Consider the following 17,970-nt stretch of genomic DNA (forward strand, 5'->3'; position numbering starts at 1 on the left):
GTCAGCGGGCCGAGGCCCGCCACTCCTGCGCGGCGCGTTGCAGCTCCTCGATCGCCCGCGCGGCGGCCGGGCCGAGCCGCCCCGTCCGGTGCACCGCGGAGACGACCCGGTGCAGCGGCGGATGCAGCGGCCGCGCGACCGTCGACGGCGGGGCGACGGCCGTGGCCATCGCCGGGACCAGCGCGGCCGCGCGCAGACCCGCGACCAGGCCGAACTGGGTCGAGTAGCCGGTCACGGTGTGCCGGACGTCGGGCTCGACGCCGCGTTCGCGCAGGGTGTGCTGCAACCACGCGTTGGCGCGGGAGCGGGGGCTCCAGGCGACCCAGGCCTCGTCGGCGAGGTCGGCGGCGTCGAGGTGCTCGTCGTCGGCCAGCGGGTGGTCGGCGGGGACGACGATGGACGCGCTGTCGTCGAGCAGCGGGGTCCAGACCGTGCCCGGGGTGCGGGGGAGCGGCAGGTTGTCCCAGCTCTCGACGATCTGGACGTCCAGCGCACCCGCCTGCAGCATCGGCAGGCCGTCCTCCGGTTCGAGCTCGGTGATCTCCGGTGCGACGGCGGGATGGGCCGCGACCAGCGACGTCAGCGCACCCGGCAGGAACGTGTGCACGGTGGACGGGATCGCGCCGAGGCGTACCGGACCGGCGACGGCGCCGTCGATCCCGGACAGGTCGTGCCGGGCGGCGCGCAGCTCGGCGACGATGCGGTCGGCACGCGCGGCCAGCACCTCGCCTGCGGCGGTGAGGCGGACCCCGCGGCCGTGCGGGACGAGCAGTGCGGTGCCGGCTTCGCGTTCGAGCTTGGCGAGCTGCTGGGACACCGCCGACGGTGACAGGTGCAGCTGTTCGGCGGCCGCGGCGAGCGTGCCGTGCACCCGGACCATGTGCAGGGTCTGCAGCCGTTCGGCGCTGAGAAGGTCAGCCACGGTGACGGTTCTAGCGCGTCCACCGGCGAGGCGCGAGGTCATTGGTCAGAGTTGCTGACGAGTGGTCGTGCAGGATCGTCGCTGGTGCCCGCGGCCGTCGTGCCGTGTGCTCGTGGGGTGAGCATCCGAGTCCTGCACGACGCCCGCCTCCAGGCCGCCGCCGGCGCGGTCACGATCGCGATGACCGGCCCGCTGGTCGCGATCTCCGGGGTGTCCTCGACGACGGCGACGGTGTTCCGCTGCGCGTTCGCACTCCCGATGCTCGGGGTGATGCTGATGCTGCGGCGCCGGCGGGTCGTGGTGCGGGACGCACCGGCCGCGCGGCGCCGGATGGCGTGGCACCTGCTTGCCGGCTGCTTCCTCGGTGCGGACATGGTGCTGTGGACCGAGTCGATCCACAGCGTCGGCGCGGGGGTCTCGACGGTGCTGGTGAACATTCAGGTCGTCGTGGTCCCGCTGATCGGGCTGCTCGCGTTCGGGGACCGGATTCCGCTGCGGTTCGGGGTCGTCGCTCCGGTGCTGCTGGCCGGTGTCGCGCTCGCCGGTGGGGTCGTCGACACGGGCGCCGCCGGATCGTCCCCGCTGTACGGGACGGTGACCGGTGTGCTCGCCGGCGTCGCCTACGCCGCCTACCTGGTTCTGTTGCGGCGCAGCGGATCTGCCGGTGACCGGGTGATGGGACTGGTCGGGATCAACGTCGCCGCCGGGGTGACCGGGCTGGTCGCCGGACTCACGACGGGCACGTTCGACCCCGCTCCCGAGCCGCGGGCGCTGGCCTGGCTGGTGCTGCTCGCGGTGACCGGGCAGATCCTGGGCTGGCTGCTGATCGGCAACGGCCTGGCCCGCCTCACTCCCAGTGCGGGTTCGACGATCCTGCTGATCCAGCCGGTCGCGGCAGTGGTCATGGGGGTGGTGCTGCTGGGGGAGCGGCCGAGCGCAGTGCAGCTCGTCGGCTGTGCGGTCGTCCTACTGGCAGTCGGTGTGGTGGCGCGCCCCGGTGGCGTGCGTGCCGCGCAGCGCAATCGCCTCGCGAGCACGTGAGCTCCCAGGCGCCCGGCCGGCAGTGGGTCGCGGCGACACCGGGCGCGGCGTCACCGCGGGAGCCGGGTCCCACGGTGACGCCGTACCTGCCGACGTTCGTCCGCCGCTCATTGCGGTTCGGGCGCGGGTGGGTCGGGGCCGCGGTAGCTGTGCCCGGTCGGCGTGGTGGTGCGGAACCCGTCGGGTGTCCGCTCGACGGTCCATCCGGGTTGTTCGCGGACGTGGTTGTGGAACTCGCACACCCCGCGTCCGTTGTCGAACTCGGTGCGCCCGTGGTCTTCGGCCCGCTTCACGTGGTCGATGTGGCGGACCGGTGCGTCGCAGTACGGCTCGGTGCACCGGTTCCGGCTCCGCGCCCGGATGAACGTGGCGAGCGGCCCGGTGAAGGTGCGGCGGCGGGAGTCCCCGCCGATGACGATCCCGTCCTTCGTGAGCAGCCGGCGCAAGCTCTTCTGTCCGGTGAGGTCGGCGAGCAGGTCGGCCGGGACGGGTCCGTAGCCGGGGATCTCGGCCGGTAGCGGGCTGTCCGGATCCAGCAGCGCGGCCAACGGCACCATGACCTGGACTTCGACGTCCACGTCGGTCGCGGTCGTCCTGCCGGTCAGTCGCTCGACGAGGGTGTCGGCCATGACCTGCGCGCGGGTACGTGTGAGCGGCGCCGGGTTGCAGGAGAGGTTCGTGAACGCTTTCTGCAGCGCGGCCAGGCACGCGGCACCTTGGGCGACCGGGAGGTAGGCGGTCAGGTACGCCATCCCGTCGGTGGCCGGGCGCAGCGTCACCCGGCGCTCGGTCTTCGCCTGTTCGGCGCGGTGCCGGAACTTCTCCGGTGCGATCTCGGCGACCAGGCGGCGCACCAGGTCCCGTAGCCGGCCGATGCCGCGGCCGGTGAGGTCGTGCTCGGCCAGCCGGGCGTCGAGCAGGGCCCGATCGTGGGCGGACAGATCACCGGCGGCCGTGACGATCGCCGCGACCGTGTCCTCGGAGACCTCCCCGGCCACGAACAGCGCCCGCAGATGCGTGAACCCGTCGTGGAGATCCCGGGCGACCCGCATCCGCGACCGTGCCGTGAACGGCGAGACCTTGCAGGCCATCCCCAGCTGCGAGGCCACGGAGCGTTCCAGCTTCTCCGGCTCGCCGGCGCCGGCGGCGATCTGGTTCGCCACGTGAGTGCGGGCGAAGTGCCGCAGTCGGGTCGCCCGCAACGCGGCGAGCGAGTTGTTCAACGCTTCCAGCTGCTGCAGCTCGTTGATCAGCTCGGCCTCGGAGACATCGGAGTCGCTGAGCGCCGCTTGTTCGATGGCGACCTGCATCAGGGTGTAGTCGACCCGCGGCACGCCACGGTCACCGGTGTCGGTGACGGGTGGTTCCTGGACCGCGGTCATGCTGCCAGTGTACCGGAAATCGAACTGGTGTGCGAATTGCGTTCGCAATCGCAAACGCTGTCACCTGCAACGATGCTGCGGCCGCCTCGATGATCGCCACGGTCGTGACGAGGCGTTCGCTCACCGACCGTCCTGTCACGAACGCGCTGATCTTCGGCGGCTGAGCGGCCGAGCGGCCGAGCGGCCGAGCGGCCGGGCCGTCGGGACGATCCGCTGAGCCGGCGTCGTGGCGTCGGGTTGCGGCCGCTGCCCGTTGCCGACGACCGCGGATGATCACAGAATCGACGGTGTGACCGACGTCTGCGACCTGCCCGCCACCGAGCAGTCGGCGCTGCTGCGTTCCGGCGAGCTCTCCGCCCGCGAGCTGCTGGACGCGTCGCTGCAGCGGATCGGCGAGGTGAACCCGCAGGTCAACGCACTCGTCACCCTGGACGTCGAGGCTGCCACCGCTGCCGCGACCGCGGCGGACGAGGCGTATGCGGCAGGGGAGCCGCTCGGCCCGCTGCACGGCCTGCCTCTCGCGGTGAAGGACACCCACGACACCGCCGGCATGCGGACCACGTACGGCTCTCCGCTGTTCGCCGAGAACGTGCCGGAGGCGGACGAGCTGGTCGTCGCCCGGATGCGGGACGCCGGCGCGGTGATCGTCGGGAAGTCGAACACGCCCGAGTTCGCCGCCGGGTCGCACACGTTCAACCCGGTCTTCGGGCTCACCCGCAACCCCTACGACCCGACCCGTTCCGCAGGCGGCTCCAGCGGTGGCGCGGCCACGGCGCTGGCCACCGGCATGGTCGCGCTCGCCGACGGCAGCGACATGGGTGGGTCGCTGCGCAACCCGGCGTCGTTCTGCAACGTGGTGGGGCACCGGCCGTCGCCGGGACGCGTGCCGAATGTCGGACCCGGCGACCCGTGGTTCACCCTCAGCGTTCAGGGGCCGATGGGGCGCACCGTCGCCGACGTCGCGCTGCTGCTGTCCGCCCAGGCCGGACCGGACCCGAGGTCACCGATCGCGCTGCCCGAGCCGGGCACGACGTTCGCCACCGCGCTGCCGACCCGGCTCGACGGATGGCGGATCGCGGTGGCGCCGGACTTCGCCGGGGCCGTCCCGGTCGACGCCGAGGTGGCGGCCGCTGTGGAGGCGCAGGCCGGGACGCTGACCGAGCTGGGTGCCGTGGCCGAGCTCGCCGCGCCCGACCTGACCGGGGCCGAGGAGGTGTTCCGGACGCTGCGGGCGCTGCACTTCGTCGCGGCATTCGGCGAGCTCGTCGACCGGCATCCGGACCAGGTCAAGGAGGCCATCCGGTGGAACGTCGAGGCCGGCCGGGCGCTCACCGGCACCGACGTCGCTCGCGCTACGACGCTGCGCGGGGCGCTGTATCGGCGGGTGCGCGAGTTCTTCACCCGCTACGACGCGCTGGTCGTCCCGCCCAGCCAGGTCCTGCCGTTCGACGCCGCGCTGGAGTATCCGACCTCGGTCGCGGGCACACCGGTGACCGACTACCTGGGCTGGATGCTCGCGCCGTCGCTGATCTCGGCGACCGAGTGCCCGGCGACGGCGGTGCCCGTCGGGTTCTCCACCGGCGGTCTGCCGATCGGGGTGCAGGTCGTCGCCGGACATCGCGACGACCTCGGTGCACTCGGTGTCGCACATGCGCTGGAGGCGGCGAACCGGCCCCGTGTGACTCAGCGGCCGCCCGCGGTGCGCACCAGCATCGTGCGGAACCGGTCGACCGCGTAGCTCGCCGGACGCCGGTTCAGGACCGTCAGGACACGGGAACCGACGTCCTCCGCGGCGGCGACCACGTCGATTCCCGCGGTCGTCTGGAACGCCAGTGTCAGCTCCGGGACGAGCGCCGCACCGAGCCCGGAGGACACCAGCGCCAGCATCGTGCGGGACTCGGTGCAGAGGTGCTCGATCCGCGGTGTCCTGATGTGCCGGGTCGCGAACAGCCGGTCGAGCAGGTGCCGCGACGGCTGGTCCGGCGACGCGGCCACCCACGCCCCGCGCACGATCTCCTCCAGCGGCCGGGTGGCCCACGCGCTCGGGACGACGATCCGGTACGCGTCGCGGAGCAGCTCGCGCGACTCGATGCCGGAGCGGCGGCCGGTCGGTAGTGGACGGTCGCTGATCAGCAGGTCGAGCTCGTCGGCGTGCAGCAGGCGCAGGCCCTCGGACGCGTCGGTCTCGACGATGTTCACCTCGAGGCCGCTGTCGGCGATCCCGGCTCGGGCGATGGCCGGGACGACCAGGCGCCCGAGCGCGGTCGCGAACCCTCCGATGCGGACGGTTGCGGCGGAGGCGTCGCGCAGCTGCTCGGCCTCGCGCTCGGTCTCGGCCAGCGCGAGTGCGACGTCGTCGGCGCGCTCGGCCAGCGCCAGTCCCGCGGTGGTCAGGCGGACGGCCCGCCCACCGCCGCGGCGGGTCCGGTCGATCAGGCTCAGCCCGGTCTCGGCCTCCAGCCGGGCGAGGTGCTGGGAGACCCCCGACGGTGTGAGATGCAGCGCCGTGGCCGCCTCCTGCATGCTCCCGGTCCGCCACACGGCACGCAGGATCAGCAGACGGTGCGGGTCCAACGACATTCAGCAACAGTAATGCAGTAGCGCAGAACAAGTCAGTACCACTGGGCCAGTGCCGGGCGTAGACCTGAGCACGTGCTTCGCCGCGACGACGACCCGGGACCCGCACCCATCGAGCCGGACGGGGCCCGGTGATGGACTCGGTCTCCTGGATCCTGCTGGTCGCAGGGGTCGTCGCCGGCGTGCTGGGCTCCGCGGGCGGGATGACGTCGCTGGTGTCCTACGGGTCGTTGATCGCTGTCGGGGTCCCGATGCTCGACGCCGGCGCCGCCAACATGGTCGCGAGTGTCGCTTGTGGACCGGGCTCCGCTCTGGCGTCGCGCCGCGAGCTGCGGGCGGTACACGTGCCGATGACGCTGGCGCTCCCGACCGTGGCCGCCGGCGGGGCCGTCGGTGCGGTGCTGCTCGCGCACGCGTCGGCGACCGGGTTCAGCCGGGTCGTGCCGTGGCTGGTCGCGGCCGCGTCGCTCGGCCTGGCCGCGCAGCCGTGGCTGGCCGCGCGGCTGCGCGGGTGGAACCGCCGCTCGCCCGCCGTCGCGTGGGGGAGCATCGGCGCGGTCTCGATCTACGGCGGCTTCTTCGGCGCCGGCTACGGCATCATGCTGCTGACGCTGGTCCTGCTGCTGGTCGACGACCGGATGCCGGAGGCGAACGCGCTGAAGAACCTCCTCGCCGGGGTCGTGGGGCTGGCGTCGGCGGCGGTCCTGGGGCTGAGCGGTCCGGTCGACTGGCTCGTCGTGGCCCCGCTCGCCGTCGGCCTGTTCGCCGGGTCGACGCTCGGGCCCGCCGTCGCGCGCCGTGTCCCGGCGGTGGCGATCCGGTGGGGAGGGGTCGTGCTCGGGGCGGTGCTGGCGGGCAGCCTGTGGTGCGGGGTGTCGTGATCACACCGGCCGGCAGGAGCAAGGCCTCCCGTCCACGTACAGCAGACCGCCTGGGACCAGCACCCGCGAGATTGCCCGAAGCGCTCCGGCTTCGCGCTCGGGATGCCGCCCGTCCAGGGCTCCGACGCGATTGGCGAACGCGAGGTCGAACGGCGCGTCCTCTGGGGCGAGCACGAGATCCTCGGCCGAGCTGACCCGGCCGGCGAGCCTCCCCGAGGCGACGAGGGCGGCGCCGGTGCGTTCGAGCTGCGCGATCGCCGTCGGGGACCGGTCGACGGCCAGGACAAATCCCGTTGTCAGCTGCTCGGCGATGGCCCGTGCCGCGACGCCCGGGCCACAGCCGATCTCCAGCACGCGAGAGGTCGGCTCGATCGGCAGGATGTCGAGGATCCGGCAGATGCGCGGAGACAACGCCGGCGGCATGCTGCGATTCTGCCGGATCCGGCCTGCTGAAGGGAGACGCTCGATGATCCTCCCGCAGGTCCGCGACCCGCGGTTCACCACGTTCCGCCGCGGCGGCACCCTCACCGAGGAGCACCACCACCTGCTCGCGCTGTGGGCGGCCACCTGCGCCGAACACGTCCTCGGCCTGTTCGAGCAGGCCCGGCCGGACGATCTCCGTCCGCGGGAGGCGATCGCGTGGGTCCGCGCGTGGACCCGCGGGGAGCGGCGGATGATGGAGACCCGCGCGGCCGGCGGGCACGCGATGGGCGCGGCCCGGGACCTGCGCGGTGCGCCCCGGCACGCCGCCTATGCGGCCGGGCAGGCGGCGGTCGTCGCGCACGTCGCGGCGCACGAGCTCGGCGCCGCGGCGTACGCGATCAAGGCGGTCCGGGCGGCCGCCCCCGCCGGAGAGGCGGAGGCGGCCGGGCGCCGGGAGTGCCGATGGCAGCGTGAGCAGCTGCCGGACGAGATCCGGGACCTGGTGCTCGACGACCAGCGGCTGCGCAACGACATCTGCTGGTCGGTGTTCGAGGTCTGACCTACTGCTTAGTCCAGGTGCAGCCACCGGAGAACTCGGCGAACTCGCCCTTCTTGACCGTCACCGACGACGGGCCCTGGGCGATGTCGTTCGCGATGATCGAGTCCATCTCGTTCGAGTCGTCCTTGTTTCTGGAGACATAGCACATGCCGCCGAAGCTGTCGGACGTCGGACCGGCGGTCTTGTAGCGGCCCGCGGCTATGTCGGTGCCGACCTGGTAGGTGCCGTCCGAGACGGTCGTCGTCGGACCGGAAGTCGTCTGGGCCGGTGCGGTCTGCTCGGGTGCCGACGACGAGGCAGTGGGTGACTCCGTCGTCGCCGCGGGGGTGGCGGGAGCCGACGCGGCAGGCTTGCTGTCCAGCTTCGTCTGGAGGTCCTTGTTGCGGCTCTCGAGGTCGTCCCGGGCGGTTGTCAGGCCTTCGTTGCTGGCCTGCAGGTTCTGGTTGCTGCGCTGGGCGTCGCCGAGCTGCTGCTCCAGCGACGCGATCCGTGCCGCGTCCGCCTCGCTGGTGACCGGTGCGGCGTTGTCCGCCCCGATCCCGATGCCGACCGAGAGCAGCACGAACCCGGCCACGGCCAGGCCGGCCCACTTCACGATGCGCCGCGCGACCGCACGGTGCTCGGGAGCGGGATGCTCGGTCGGTCCCGGGGCCGCCCAGCCGCCCGTCGACCCACCACGCGGGGCCGGGATCTGCGCCGGGGACTGTGCGGTCGGCGTCTGCTGCTCGTTCCACCACGGCTGCTGCGACGTGGTTCCGTGCTGGTTCTGAGTAGTCACGTTCGACTGTTCGACGGAGCCTGTCGTAGCGTTCCGCTCCGCCGATCGGTCTCATCAGTTCTGCGGACGGCCTAACGCTGCGGCTTCCCCAGGTTCTTCGCCATGTTCTCCAGCCCGTTCACCGCGAGCGCCCCCTGCGACGAGAGCTCGTAGGGCTGCACCAGCACCGTCTTGTTCTTCACCGCGTTCAGGTTCGCCGCGCCGGGGATGCGCAGGAAGTTCTGCTTCGCCTGCTCCGGTGTCTCGTTGTAGGAGTAGAGGACGACTACGTCCGGGTTGCGGGCGATGATCTCCTCGATGTTGGCCTCGAACACCCGCTTCGGGGTGTCGCCGAAGACGTCCCGCAGACCGAGTGTCTGCAGCTGGGTGTGCGACATGGCCTGGCTGCCGTAGGCCTCCAGCCCGTTCTTGAACACGATCAGCGCGGCGGCGCTCTTGCCCTGCAGCGACGCCGGCGCCTTCGTGGCGGCGATCCGCTTCTTCATGTCGGCGATGGCGGCCGAGGCCTGCTGCTCGGTGCCGAACAGCTTTCCGAGCACGGTCAGGTCGCTGAACACGTCCTCGAAGTCCGACGTCCCGTCGCTGGTACCGGGCGCGTGGTTGGAGCCGCAGTTGCCGCGCAGGGCGTAGAGCGGGATGTTCACCGCGCTCAGGGTGTCCGGGTTGACCGTCTCGGTCGACTTGCCGACAACGAGGTCGGCCCGCGCGTCGATGATGGCCTCACGCGTCACCTCACCGCCGGTGCCGAGCTGCGGGACGTTCGCGGTGGCGGCCCGCATCGCGGGCGGGTAGGGCGCGCTGCGCAGGCCGGCGTCGTCGCGGCCGACGAGCTTCGACGCCCCGCCCGCGGTGGTGATCGTGGTGACCTCCGACGGCCCGAGCGCGACGACGCGCTCGGGCTTGTGATCGACGACGACGTCGTGCCCGCAGTTCTCGATCGTCATCGGATAGCCGTCGGCGCCGGCCTGCGTGGACCCGCCGCCGCAGCCGGCCAGGGCCAGAGACGTGACCGCCGTGATGGCGGCGACCTTCACTCCTACGCGCACCGCATGTCCTCTCCGTCGTTCCTGTCGCGCGGCCGGAAGACGAGCTGCACGCAGTCCGGCTCCTCCAGCCGTCGTACGTGCACGCCGTAGACGGGCTCGATGATCTCGGGGACCAGGACCTCGTCCGGGGTCCCGGAGGCGACGACCGCACCCCGGCTGAGCAGCACGAGCCGGTCGCAGTAGCGGGCCGCCAGGTTCAGGTCGTGCAGCACGACGACCGTGGTGATCCCCAGCTCGCCGACCAGCGCGAGGATCTCGTGCTGGTAGCGGATGTCGAGGTGGTTGGTCGGCTCGTCGAGCAGCAGGTGATCGGCTTCCTGGGCCAGCGCCCGCGCGATCAGCACCCGCTGCTTCTCCCCGCCGGACAGCGTGTTGAACGAGCGCGAGGCCAGGTCACGGGCACCGACCCGGCTCAGCGCGGCGGCCGCAGCCCGGTGGTCGGCGCGGGTGTAGGACGACAGCATCGACCGCAGCGGCGCCCGGCCCAGCAGCACCATGTCGACGACGGTGAGCGGCAGCTCCGGCGCACCCTCCTGTGCGACGACGGCGATCCGCCGCGCCAGCTCGGCCGGCCGGAGCCGCTCGACCGGGCCGCCGTCGATCTCGACGCTGCCCGCGCGCGGCCGCAGCGCGGCGTAGAGGGTGCGCAGCATGGTGGTCTTGCCGCTGCCGTTCGGGCCGATCAGGCCGACGACGTCGCCGTCGTCGACGTGGGCGTCCACGCCGTCGAGGACGAGGGCGTCGCGGTAGCCGAAGGACACGTCCCGCGCCGAGATCATCGGGTTCCTCCTGGCATCAGACGGCGGCCGAGTAGAAGCGGCGGACCAGCACGATCAGGAACGGCGCCCCGACGACCGCGGTGACGATCCCCAGCGGCAGCTCCCGCGGGGCGAAGGCGATGCGCGCGAACACGTCCGCCCAGGCCAGGAAGATCGCGCCGATCAGCGCGGCGACCGGGAACACCCGCCGGTGGGCGGCGCCGACGCACAGCCGCGCGACGTGCGGGACGACGAGGCCGACGAACCCGATGCCCCCGGCGACGGCGACGACCGCGCCGACGCAGAGCGACACCAGGATCAGCGCGGCGATGCGGAAGCGTTCCGGGGAGACGCCGAGGGTGCGGGCGCTGTCGTCGCCGACCGAGAGCGCGTCGAACCGGCGGGCCCAGAGCACCAGCATCGTCAGCGTCACCAGCACGACGACGACGGCGACCGCGATCGTGGCCCAGCGTGCGCTGGCCAGCGAGCCGAGCAGCCAGAACAGCACCGCGCGGGCGCTGTCCGGCTCGTCCGAGGCGAAGATCAGGAAGCTGGTCGTCGCCGACAGGACGTAGCCGATCGCGACGCCCGCGAGCAGCAGCCGGATCGAGGTGATCCGCCCGCCGGAGCGGGCGAGGACGAACAGCAGCATCGTCGCCGCGGCGCTGCCGAGGAACGCGCTCGTGGTCAGCCCCGCCGCGCCGAGCCCTGCGCCGACACCGAACAGGATCGACGCGGCCGCACCGGTCGAGGCCCCGGAGACGACGCCGAGGATGTGCGGGTCGGCGAGGACGTTGCGCACCAGCGCCTGCAGCGCGACGCCGGTGAGGCCGAGGCCCGCGCCGACCGCGAGGCCGAGCAGCACCCGCGGCATGCGGACCAGCCAGACGATCGTGTCGTCGGAGCCCGACCAGGACGATGCCGAGGGCCACCCGAGCACGTGGTTGCCGACGATCCCGGCGACGGTGCCGGGGGCGATGGAGACCGGCCCGAGCCCGACGGCGAGCGGGAGCGTCAGCACCAGCGCCAGGAACAGGCCGCCGATCCAGAGCAGGGTGTGCCGCCGCCGGGAGGAGTGCTCGAGGTCGTCGAGCTCGTCGGTGACCTCGGTGGCCTCGACGGTGCGGGTCACGGCACCGCTGCTCACCGCACGGCCACGAGGATCTTCTTGGTGAGGTCCTGCCAGACGATCTGCACGTCGCTGAACCCGGCCTCGCGCAGCGCGGCCTCGTGGAACGCCGCCGACGTGCCCTTCTTCCGGGCGGCGGTGAAGAACCGTCCCCGGGCGGGCGCGAAGATCTCGTCCCGCTCGGCGAAGGCGTCGGCGAGCTCGGGGACCGCGCGGGCTGCGTCCCACCAGTCCTGCCATGGCTCGGCGCCGCGCTCGACGGCACGTTCCTGGCGCGCGGCGTCGACGGCGGTGACGGCCTCGTCGATCGCGGTGGGTTCCCCGTTGTCGGGGAAGCCGTCGAAGTTCACCAGGACGCCACCCGGCCGGATCAGCTCGGACAGCGAGCGATACATCGCCGCCAGTGCGTCGGGAGTCAGCCAGTGCAGCGCGGTCGAGGACAGCACGGCGTCGACCGAGGGCTCCGCCAGCCGGGACGGCCACTCGGGGTCGCGCAGGTCCGCGCGGACCCAGCGCAGCCGGCCGTCGACGTCGCCGAGTGCGCCCTCGCCGATCGTCTGCAGGACCGGGTCGGTGTCGACGGTGAGGCAGCGGGAGCCGGGCCGACGCGCCAGGAATCGCTGCGCGATCGATCCTGGCCCACCGGCCAGGTCGACGGCGGTGATGTCGCCGGGGACGAGCGCGTCGAGCATCGAGAGCATCACCTCGTAGCCCTGCTCGCGGTGCTCGACGTAGACGCCCTGCTGGACGTCCCACCGCTCCAGGAGGTCACGCCAGGCGGGTCGGACAGCGGTCTCGGGCACGATCCATGCACTCCTTGCCATCTGGCTGCAACAAGCAGCGGCTACCAAGTGCAACGTTCTATCCCGCAATCGGGGGAAATACCAATGCAGGTCGGACGATGTGTGCCGGTGTCAGTGGTGGCGGGGGAGGCGCGCGAGCCGGTCCAGTGCTTCGACGATCGCGTCGTCGAAGCCGGAGGTGCCGCCGTGCCCGGCGTCCTCGATGACGTGCAGCTCGCTCGTGGCCCAGCGCCGATGGAGGTTCCAGGCGATGTCGAGCGGTCCGCTCACGTCGTACCGGCCGTGGATCAGCACGCCCGGGATCCCGTCGAGTACCGGGGCGTCGCGGAGCAGCTGCCCGTCGGGCAGGAACGCGGCGTGCCGCCAGTAGTGGGTCACCAGGCGCGCGAACACCTGGCGGAAATCCGGGTCCTCGTAGCGCGGCGACGGCTGGTGGCCCGGCGCGAGCGAGACGTGCGTGTCCTCCCATCGGCACCACTCGCGCGCCGCGAGCTCCCGGACGGCCGGGTCCGGGTCGGCGAGCATCTCGGCGTAGGAGTCGACGACGCGGTCGCGGCGGTGGCGGTCGGGGACGGCCTCGTCGAGCCGGGCCCACTCGGCCGGGAAGATCCGCGCCATGTCCTCGGTGATCCACCGGACCTCGCGCTCGCTGGTGTTGGTGACCGCGGCGAGGACGAGGGCGTCGACGCGCTCGGGCAGTGCCTCGGCATAGGCGAGAGCCAGGGTGGCACCCCACGAGACGCCGAGGACCGTCCACGACGGGACCGACAGGAGCTCGCGGAGCCGCTCGATGTCGGTGATCAGGTGCTGGGTGGTGTTCGTGCGCCCCAGGTCGACCGCCGGGTCGCCGGCCGACGGCAGGCTCCGGCCGCATCCGCGCTGGTGGAACAGCACGAGCCGGTAGCGCTCGGGATCGAAGTAGCGTCGTGACCCCGGGCCGGGTGTGCCGCCCGGGCCACCGTGTACGAACAGGGCCGGGCGGCCGTCGGGGTTGCCGCTGGTCTCCCAGTGGATCGACTGACCGTCGTCGGTGTGCAGGGTGCCGGAGTCGTAGGGCTCGACCGGTGGGTGCAGGGGCACGCCCGGGACGCTAACCCGCGCGAGCGCTCAGGCGAAGCGGGTCGCCACGCCGATCTCCGCCCACGACTCCAGCTCCTTCTGCCGGTCGGCGAGGGTGTCGCGGATCCGCCCGATCGCCTCGGGGCCGAGCGGGAGCCGCAGCGGCGGCGAGTCGCTGTCGACGGCGTCGACGATCAGCTGCGCGCCGATCCGCGGGTCGTTGGGCTGCTTGCCGTCCTGGTTGCGGAAGTTCTGCCGCAGCCGTCCGGCGGGGGTGTCGGTGTAGGCGTCGATCGGTTCCGCGGCGTGGATCGACCGGCCGGCGAAGTCGGTCCGGAACGGCCCCGGTTCGACCAGGAGCACCCGGATGCCCCACGGTGCGACCTCGCCGGACAGCGCCTCGGACAGGCCCTCGAGCGCGAACTTCGACGTGGCGTACGCGGCGTGGCCGGGGTTGCCGATGACGCCGCCGACCGACGAGAGCTGCACGATCGTGCCCGCCTGCTGCGCGCGCATGTGCGGCAGCACCGCGCGGGTGGCGCGCAGGACGCCGACGACGTTGGTGTCCAGCAACCCGCGCAGGTCGTCGTCGGAGAGCTCCTCGACGGCGCCGATGAGCCCGTGGCCCGCGTTGTTGACCAGGACGTCGATCCGGCCGTGCCGCTCGACGGTCGCCGCCACCGCGCGGTCGACCGATGCGGTGTCGGTGACGTCGAGCTGCTCGTGGTCGGGGAAGTCGGCGACCGTTCGGGGGTCCCGGGCCGTCGCGACGACCGTGTCGCCCCGTGCGACGGCGAGCTCCGCGATCGCCCGCCCGAACCCCGTGCTCGCCCCGGTCACCAGCCATACGCGTGTCATCGGAAACCTCCTGGGTCTGATACTTTGATGGTCAAATCAAAAGTAGCTTGAGTGTCAAAGGAGGTCAACCGTGGACTCCGTCGGTGACGAGCTGGATGCGTGGGTCGCCCGGATGGACGGGGTGGATCCGCAGGTCGAGGCGGCGCGGCAGCGGATCGGCCGGATCTCCCGCGCGTTCACCGAGCTGCTCCACGCGGTGGCTCGCGAGCAGGGAATCAGCGTCGGCGACTGGGAGGCGCTGTCGGTGCTGGTCCGCGACCCCGGCCCGTGCGCACCGTCCACATTGGCTCGCAGCCTGGGGCTGACCGCCGGCACCGTCACCACGCGGCTGCGCCGGCTCACCGGCGCCGGGCTCGTCGAGCAGGTCCCGGATGCCGACGGGCGCAGCCGCCCGGTGCGCCTGACCGACGCCGGGTACGCGGCCTGGCGGGACGCGACCGCCGCGCGGACCAGGGCCGAGGCCGAGCTGTTCGGAGTGCTGAGCGCGTCGGACCTCGCTGCGACGAACGCGCTGCTGGGGCGGCTGCTGGAGCGGTTGGAGAGCGAGGTCGGGCCGGTGTCGCGGCACGACGTGACGGGGGCGTCGTGACCTCGCCCGGCACGTTCGCCGACGAGAAGAGCCGCGGCAGCAGGCGCGGCGCCGGGTCCCGGCGGCACCTGCGGTGGACGCCGCTCTATCTCGTGCCGTTGGTCGTGCTGGCCTGGGTCGTCTACCTCTGCGTGATGATCGCCGACGAGCCGGTCGACGGCGCGGGCTCGCCACGGGAGCTGGCCACGGAGGCGACCGCCGCCGTCGCGAACGGCGACGCCGACGGCTTCAGCCGCCTGATCGACTACCCGAGCAGTGAGAGCGGGGACTTCGCGAGCGAGTACCTGGACGCGCTGCACTCCGCGGCGGGCGGGACGCCGGTCGAGATCCGCGACCTCGACGACAGCACCGCGGAGGTGCGCGCCGGAGGTGAGCGTTACCGGCTGCACATCGCGCAGAACGACGACGGCCGCTGGCAGTTGTCCTTCGCGCCGCCGGTGGCGTCGGGGTTCTGACCCGTCTCAGCTATCGCTGAACGTGAGGGACTTGTCGAAGTGCGTAACCAAGGGTCGGTGATCGCCGCGCGGGCCCATACAGTCGCACTATGCGCGTTCTCATCACCGGGATGTCGGGCACGGGCAAGTCGAGCGCGCTGCGGAAGCTTGCCGAACGGGGTCACCGGGTCGTTGATACCGACACCGATGAATGGTCGGAATGGGTCATCGACGATGACGGCCACCATGACTGGGTCTGGCGCGTCGACGCGATCTCCGAGCTGCTGGAGGGCCACCGGGGTGGCACGCTGTTCGTCGCGGGTTGCAAGACGAATCAGAAAGACTTCTATCCACTGTTCGAGCACGTCGTCCTGCTGCACGCGCCTGCTTCGGTGCTGCTGGAGCGGATCGCTGCCCGTTCGACCAACGACTACGGCAAGTCCCACGAGGAGCGCGACGAGATCCTCCGCAATCTCGAGGAGATCGAGCCGCTGTTGCGCAGATCCGCGACCGCCGAGATCGACGCCTCCGCCCCGCTGGCGGAGGTCGTACGGAAGCTCGACGGACTCCAATAGTTCCCACCTCGATCACCAGGCCGGCAATGCGCCTCAAGCGCCCCCACGGAACAACGCGTCGAGCAGGGTCATCAGCTCGGCGACGCGGGACCGCCCGGGCCGTATCGGCGGATACCTCCGCACGAGCGCGACGAGCTGCGGCGACGCGCGCCGGAACGCCTCCGCGATGCTCTGCTCACCCACATCCCGGTCACCGTCCGCGGCGAGCTCCGCGATGCGCGCGGCGAGCGCGGGTGCCCGCAGCACGTGCCCGATCTGGGTCTCCCTGGCGATCGCGGAGTCCCAGCCACGTACCTGCTCGGGTGGGTGGAGGTAGGCCGCGGCGGCGGCGTCGCCGGCGGCCTGGGCCGCATGGCGGGCGGACTCCGTGGGTGCGGCCGTCGCCGCCCGGTGCGCGGCGAGCGAGGTGACCCGTTGTCGTCTCGACCGCGCCTCGCCGTCCACGAACGCCCGGGCGGCGTCGATCGCGGCGCGCGGGCGTTCGTCGTCGGGGACGGCGGCCTCGAAGAGGGGGGGGAGGGGCCCGGCGCTGTCGAGGACGTAGCGGGTCGCCACGCGCAGGTCGTCCACGGGGCGCTCCTGCCGGGCGTGATCACGAGTTCGGAAGAGATCCGGCCATCGGTGGCCGGAATCCAGCCGAATCCGTGATCACCCACGTCGGAAACTTGTCACCGGCGGCTGTGCCACAGCGGCTTCAGGCGCCGGGTCGCCAGATAGGCGATCACCGCGATGACTGCGGCGACGAACATCGACACGTCTCCGAAGGCCGGGAACGTACGGGCGAAAGGCCCCACGTAGAGGCTCGACGTCCAGAACGGGACCGAGGCGAGCACGCCGACGATCCAGGCGACCGCACCCCACTCGAGGCGACGGCCGGTGTCGTAGAGCTCTGGGATCCGGCTGCGGTCGGACCGGGTGCCGAAGTAGAAGTCGGTCAGCAGGATGGCTGCGAACGGTGCGATGAAGTACGACGTCAGGTTCAGGAAGATCGCGAACTTGTCCTCGACTCCGGACTCACCCCACAGGCACGTCAGGAATGACAGCACCGACATGACCACCACTCCCTGCGTCCGGCTGACCGGCAGCCGCAGGGTCTGGATCGAGATCGCGCCCCCGTAGATGTTGAGGAAGTTCTGCGCGAGCACCGACAGGACGATCGCGATCAGCGCGGGGGCGGCGAACGGACCGGTGAGCTCGCGCAGCGCCTCGACGGCGTCGGAGCTGCTTGCCCCGCTGCCGACCAGGACACCCAGCGTGCCCAGCCAGAACAGCGTGATGAAGTTGCCGATCCCGGTGAACCAGGCCGTCCCACGGGACACGGCAGGGGAGTCCGGCAGGTAGCGGGAGTAGTCGGAGGCGAAGGGTGCCCACGCGATCAGGAATGCGAGGAAGAAGCCCGCGAAGGTGATCCAGCCGCCGCTGCCCGAGGCCTTCGGCGTCATCACGACCGGCTGCTCGGCCAGCCCCGGTGTCCGCGCGATCGCGACCACCGTGATCCCCACGAACAGCACGGCGAGCACGATCGACAGCAGGCGCTGGAAATAGTGGATCATGTTGTAGCCGTAGATCGAGATGACCATGACGACCACGGTCAGCCCGAGTGCCCCGGTCCAGAACGGGGCACCGGTCAGTGCGCTGAATGCCTTGCCGCCCAGGATGACCGTCACCGCCGACCAGCCGATCCCGGCGAACACGTTGATGTAGGCGACCGGCAGGACGTTGCCGAGGAAGCCGAGCGGACCGCGGGACTGGATCTGCTGCGGCACACCGAGCCGCACACCCATCCGCGACATCACTGCCATCAGCAGCGATCCGAGCAGCGTGCCCGCCCCGATCGCCGCGACTGCGCTGCCGACGCCGAGGCCGTAGGAGCCTGCACCGAATCCGAGCAGCACGATCGGGAAGTTGAGCCCGGCGGCGAACCAGACGAAGAACTGCGACCGCGGGTGCCCGTGCCGTTCCTCGTCGGGGATGTGGTCGACGCCGAACGGCTCGACCGTGGTCAGCGAGCTGCCGTACCGCGCGGCCGGGGCCTGTCAGAAAGATCGTGTGTGGGCCGGTGATCCGGCAGGCTGAAGCGGCAGCTTCGGCCGGGAAGGATCATCGTTGACCGACAACGACACGACGGCGGAGACCGCTGCCGATGACCAGCACCC

At 72.1% G+C, this 17,970-nt stretch carries 20 protein-coding genes; 7 read left to right on the forward strand and 13 right to left on the reverse strand.

Features of this window, described 5'->3' with window-relative positions; genetic code table 11:
- Position 1: 1 nt before the first annotated feature.
- On the reverse strand, positions 2–922 hold the full coding sequence (locus tag ACLE50_RS16480) for a LysR family transcriptional regulator (RefSeq protein ID WP_410944442.1): 921 nt from the start codon (positions 920–922) through the stop codon (positions 2–4).
- Between the two features lie 117 nt (positions 923–1,039).
- Between ACLE50_RS16480 and ACLE50_RS16485 the strand changes: the two genes are divergently transcribed.
- A complete protein-coding gene (locus ACLE50_RS16485) occupies positions 1,040–1,963 on the forward strand; it encodes a DMT family transporter (protein WP_410944443.1) in 924 nt (307 codons plus the stop codon).
- Positions 1,964–2,070: 107 nt separating this feature from the next.
- Here ACLE50_RS16485 and ACLE50_RS16490 read toward each other — a convergent pair whose 3' ends face one another.
- On the reverse strand, positions 2,071–3,345 hold the full coding sequence (locus tag ACLE50_RS16490; protein ID WP_410944444.1) for an HNH endonuclease: 1,275 nt from the start codon (positions 3,343–3,345) through the stop codon (positions 2,071–2,073).
- A gap of 289 nt (positions 3,346–3,634) precedes the next feature.
- On the opposite strand from ACLE50_RS16490, the gene ACLE50_RS16495 reads away from it, so the two are divergent.
- A complete protein-coding gene (locus tag ACLE50_RS16495) occupies positions 3,635–5,083 on the forward strand; it encodes an amidase (RefSeq protein ID WP_410944445.1) in 1,449 nt (482 codons plus the stop codon).
- Here the strand turns inward: ACLE50_RS16495 and ACLE50_RS16500 are convergent.
- A complete protein-coding gene (locus ACLE50_RS16500; protein ID WP_410944446.1) occupies positions 5,029–5,925 on the reverse strand; it encodes a LysR family transcriptional regulator in 897 nt (298 codons plus the stop codon). The genes ACLE50_RS16495 and ACLE50_RS16500 overlap by 55 nt on opposite strands.
- A 131-nt stretch (positions 5,926–6,056) precedes the next feature.
- Here ACLE50_RS16500 and ACLE50_RS16505 point away from each other — a divergent pair, with 131 nt between their 5' ends.
- On the forward strand, positions 6,057–6,803 hold the full coding sequence (locus ACLE50_RS16505; protein ID WP_410944447.1) for a sulfite exporter TauE/SafE family protein: 747 nt from the start codon (positions 6,057–6,059) through the stop codon (positions 6,801–6,803).
- Here ACLE50_RS16505 and ACLE50_RS16510 read toward each other — a convergent pair whose 3' ends face one another.
- Positions 6,804–7,226, reverse strand: a complete 423-nt coding sequence (locus ACLE50_RS16510) for an SAM-dependent methyltransferase (protein ID WP_410944448.1) — start codon at positions 7,224–7,226, stop codon at positions 6,804–6,806.
- Positions 7,227–7,269: 43 nt separating this feature from the next.
- Between ACLE50_RS16510 and ACLE50_RS16515 the strand changes: the two genes are divergently transcribed.
- Positions 7,270–7,785, forward strand: coding sequence for a putative immunity protein (locus ACLE50_RS16515; RefSeq protein ID WP_410944449.1), 516 nt, complete (start codon positions 7,270–7,272; stop codon positions 7,783–7,785).
- A gap of 1 nt (position 7,786) precedes the next feature.
- Here ACLE50_RS16515 and ACLE50_RS16520 read toward each other — a convergent pair whose 3' ends face one another.
- From ACLE50_RS16520 to ACLE50_RS16550, 7 genes are all read right to left on the reverse strand, one after another.
- Positions 7,787–8,563 carry a hypothetical protein gene (locus tag ACLE50_RS16520; RefSeq protein WP_410944450.1) on the reverse strand — a complete coding sequence of 259 codons (777 nt, stop codon included), beginning with the start codon at positions 8,561–8,563 and terminating at the stop codon, positions 7,787–7,789.
- A 71-nt stretch (positions 8,564–8,634) separates the two neighbouring features.
- Positions 8,635–9,609: an ABC transporter substrate-binding protein gene (locus ACLE50_RS16525; protein WP_410944451.1), complete on the reverse strand. Its 975-nt coding sequence runs from the start codon at positions 9,607–9,609 to the stop codon at positions 8,635–8,637.
- Positions 9,600–10,388 carry an ABC transporter ATP-binding protein gene (locus ACLE50_RS16530; RefSeq protein WP_410944452.1) on the reverse strand — a complete coding sequence of 263 codons (789 nt, stop codon included), beginning with the start codon at positions 10,386–10,388 and terminating at the stop codon, positions 9,600–9,602. The genes ACLE50_RS16525 and ACLE50_RS16530 overlap by 10 nt, the downstream gene beginning before the upstream one ends.
- A 16-nt stretch (positions 10,389–10,404) precedes the next feature.
- A complete protein-coding gene (locus ACLE50_RS16535) occupies positions 10,405–11,499 on the reverse strand; it encodes a FecCD family ABC transporter permease (RefSeq protein WP_410944453.1) in 1,095 nt (364 codons plus the stop codon).
- Positions 11,500–11,510: 11 nt separating this feature from the next.
- Positions 11,511–12,299, reverse strand: a complete 789-nt coding sequence (locus ACLE50_RS16540) for a class I SAM-dependent methyltransferase (RefSeq protein ID WP_410944454.1) — start codon at positions 12,297–12,299, stop codon at positions 11,511–11,513.
- Positions 12,300–12,410: 111 nt separating this feature from the next.
- Positions 12,411–13,379 carry a prolyl aminopeptidase gene (pip, locus tag ACLE50_RS16545; RefSeq protein WP_410944455.1) on the reverse strand — a complete coding sequence of 323 codons (969 nt, stop codon included), beginning with the start codon at positions 13,377–13,379 and terminating at the stop codon, positions 12,411–12,413.
- A 27-nt stretch (positions 13,380–13,406) separates the two neighbouring features.
- Positions 13,407–14,216 carry an SDR family NAD(P)-dependent oxidoreductase gene (locus ACLE50_RS16550; protein ID WP_410944456.1) on the reverse strand — a complete coding sequence of 270 codons (810 nt, stop codon included), beginning with the start codon at positions 14,214–14,216 and terminating at the stop codon, positions 13,407–13,409.
- A gap of 70 nt (positions 14,217–14,286) precedes the next feature.
- Here ACLE50_RS16550 and ACLE50_RS16555 point away from each other — a divergent pair, with 70 nt between their 5' ends.
- From ACLE50_RS16555 to ACLE50_RS16565, 3 genes are all read left to right on the forward strand, one after another.
- Positions 14,287–14,805 carry a MarR family winged helix-turn-helix transcriptional regulator gene (locus tag ACLE50_RS16555; protein WP_410944457.1) on the forward strand — a complete coding sequence of 173 codons (519 nt, stop codon included), beginning with the start codon at positions 14,287–14,289 and terminating at the stop codon, positions 14,803–14,805.
- On the forward strand, positions 14,802–15,260 hold the full coding sequence (locus ACLE50_RS16560; RefSeq protein ID WP_410944458.1) for a hypothetical protein: 459 nt from the start codon (positions 14,802–14,804) through the stop codon (positions 15,258–15,260). Before ACLE50_RS16555 ends, ACLE50_RS16560 begins: the two co-directional genes overlap by 4 nt.
- 89 nt (positions 15,261–15,349) lie before the next feature.
- Positions 15,350–15,814 (forward strand): AAA family ATPase, encoded by a 465-nt coding sequence (locus tag ACLE50_RS16565; protein ID WP_410944459.1) that lies wholly within the window; start codon positions 15,350–15,352, stop codon positions 15,812–15,814.
- A gap of 33 nt (positions 15,815–15,847) precedes the next feature.
- On the opposite strand, the gene ACLE50_RS16570 is transcribed toward ACLE50_RS16565, so the two are convergent.
- Together ACLE50_RS16570 and ACLE50_RS16575 are read right to left on the reverse strand one after the other, a co-directional pair.
- Entirely contained in the window at positions 15,848–16,384 is a 537-nt protein-coding gene (locus ACLE50_RS16570; RefSeq protein WP_410944460.1) for a putative immunity protein, read from the reverse strand.
- Between the two features lie 98 nt (positions 16,385–16,482).
- Positions 16,483–17,820, reverse strand: coding sequence for a purine-cytosine permease family protein (locus ACLE50_RS16575; protein WP_410944467.1), 1,338 nt, complete (start codon positions 17,818–17,820; stop codon positions 16,483–16,485).
- Between the last annotated feature and the right edge of the window lie 150 nt (positions 17,821–17,970).

The organism is Pseudonocardia phyllosphaerae, assembly GCF_046546475.1.
GTDB lineage: Bacteria > Actinomycetota > Actinomycetes > Mycobacteriales > Pseudonocardiaceae > Pseudonocardia > Pseudonocardia phyllosphaerae.

Excerpts from the sequence above, each read along its gene's own strand:
- ACLE50_RS16565 (WP_410944459.1), top strand. The coding sequence starts at position 15,350 with ATGCGCGTTCTCATCACCGGGATGTCGGGCACGGGCAAGTCGAGCGCG.
- ACLE50_RS16510 (WP_410944448.1), bottom strand. The coding sequence starts at position 7,226 with ATGCCGCCGGCGTTGTCTCCGCGCATCTGCCGGATCCTCGACATCCTG.
- ACLE50_RS16505 (WP_410944447.1), top strand. The coding sequence starts at position 6,057 with ATGGACTCGGTCTCCTGGATCCTGCTGGTCGCAGGGGTCGTCGCCGGC.
- ACLE50_RS16515 (WP_410944449.1), top strand. The coding sequence starts at position 7,270 with ATGATCCTCCCGCAGGTCCGCGACCCGCGGTTCACCACGTTCCGCCGC.
- ACLE50_RS16550 (WP_410944456.1), bottom strand. The coding sequence starts at position 14,216 with ATGACACGCGTATGGCTGGTGACCGGGGCGAGCACGGGGTTCGGGCGG.
- ACLE50_RS16530 (WP_410944452.1), bottom strand. The coding sequence starts at position 10,388 with ATGATCTCGGCGCGGGACGTGTCCTTCGGCTACCGCGACGCCCTCGTC.
- ACLE50_RS16490 (WP_410944444.1), bottom strand. The coding sequence starts at position 3,345 with ATGACCGCGGTCCAGGAACCACCCGTCACCGACACCGGTGACCGTGGC.
- ACLE50_RS16500 (WP_410944446.1), bottom strand. The coding sequence starts at position 5,925 with ATGTCGTTGGACCCGCACCGTCTGCTGATCCTGCGTGCCGTGTGGCGG.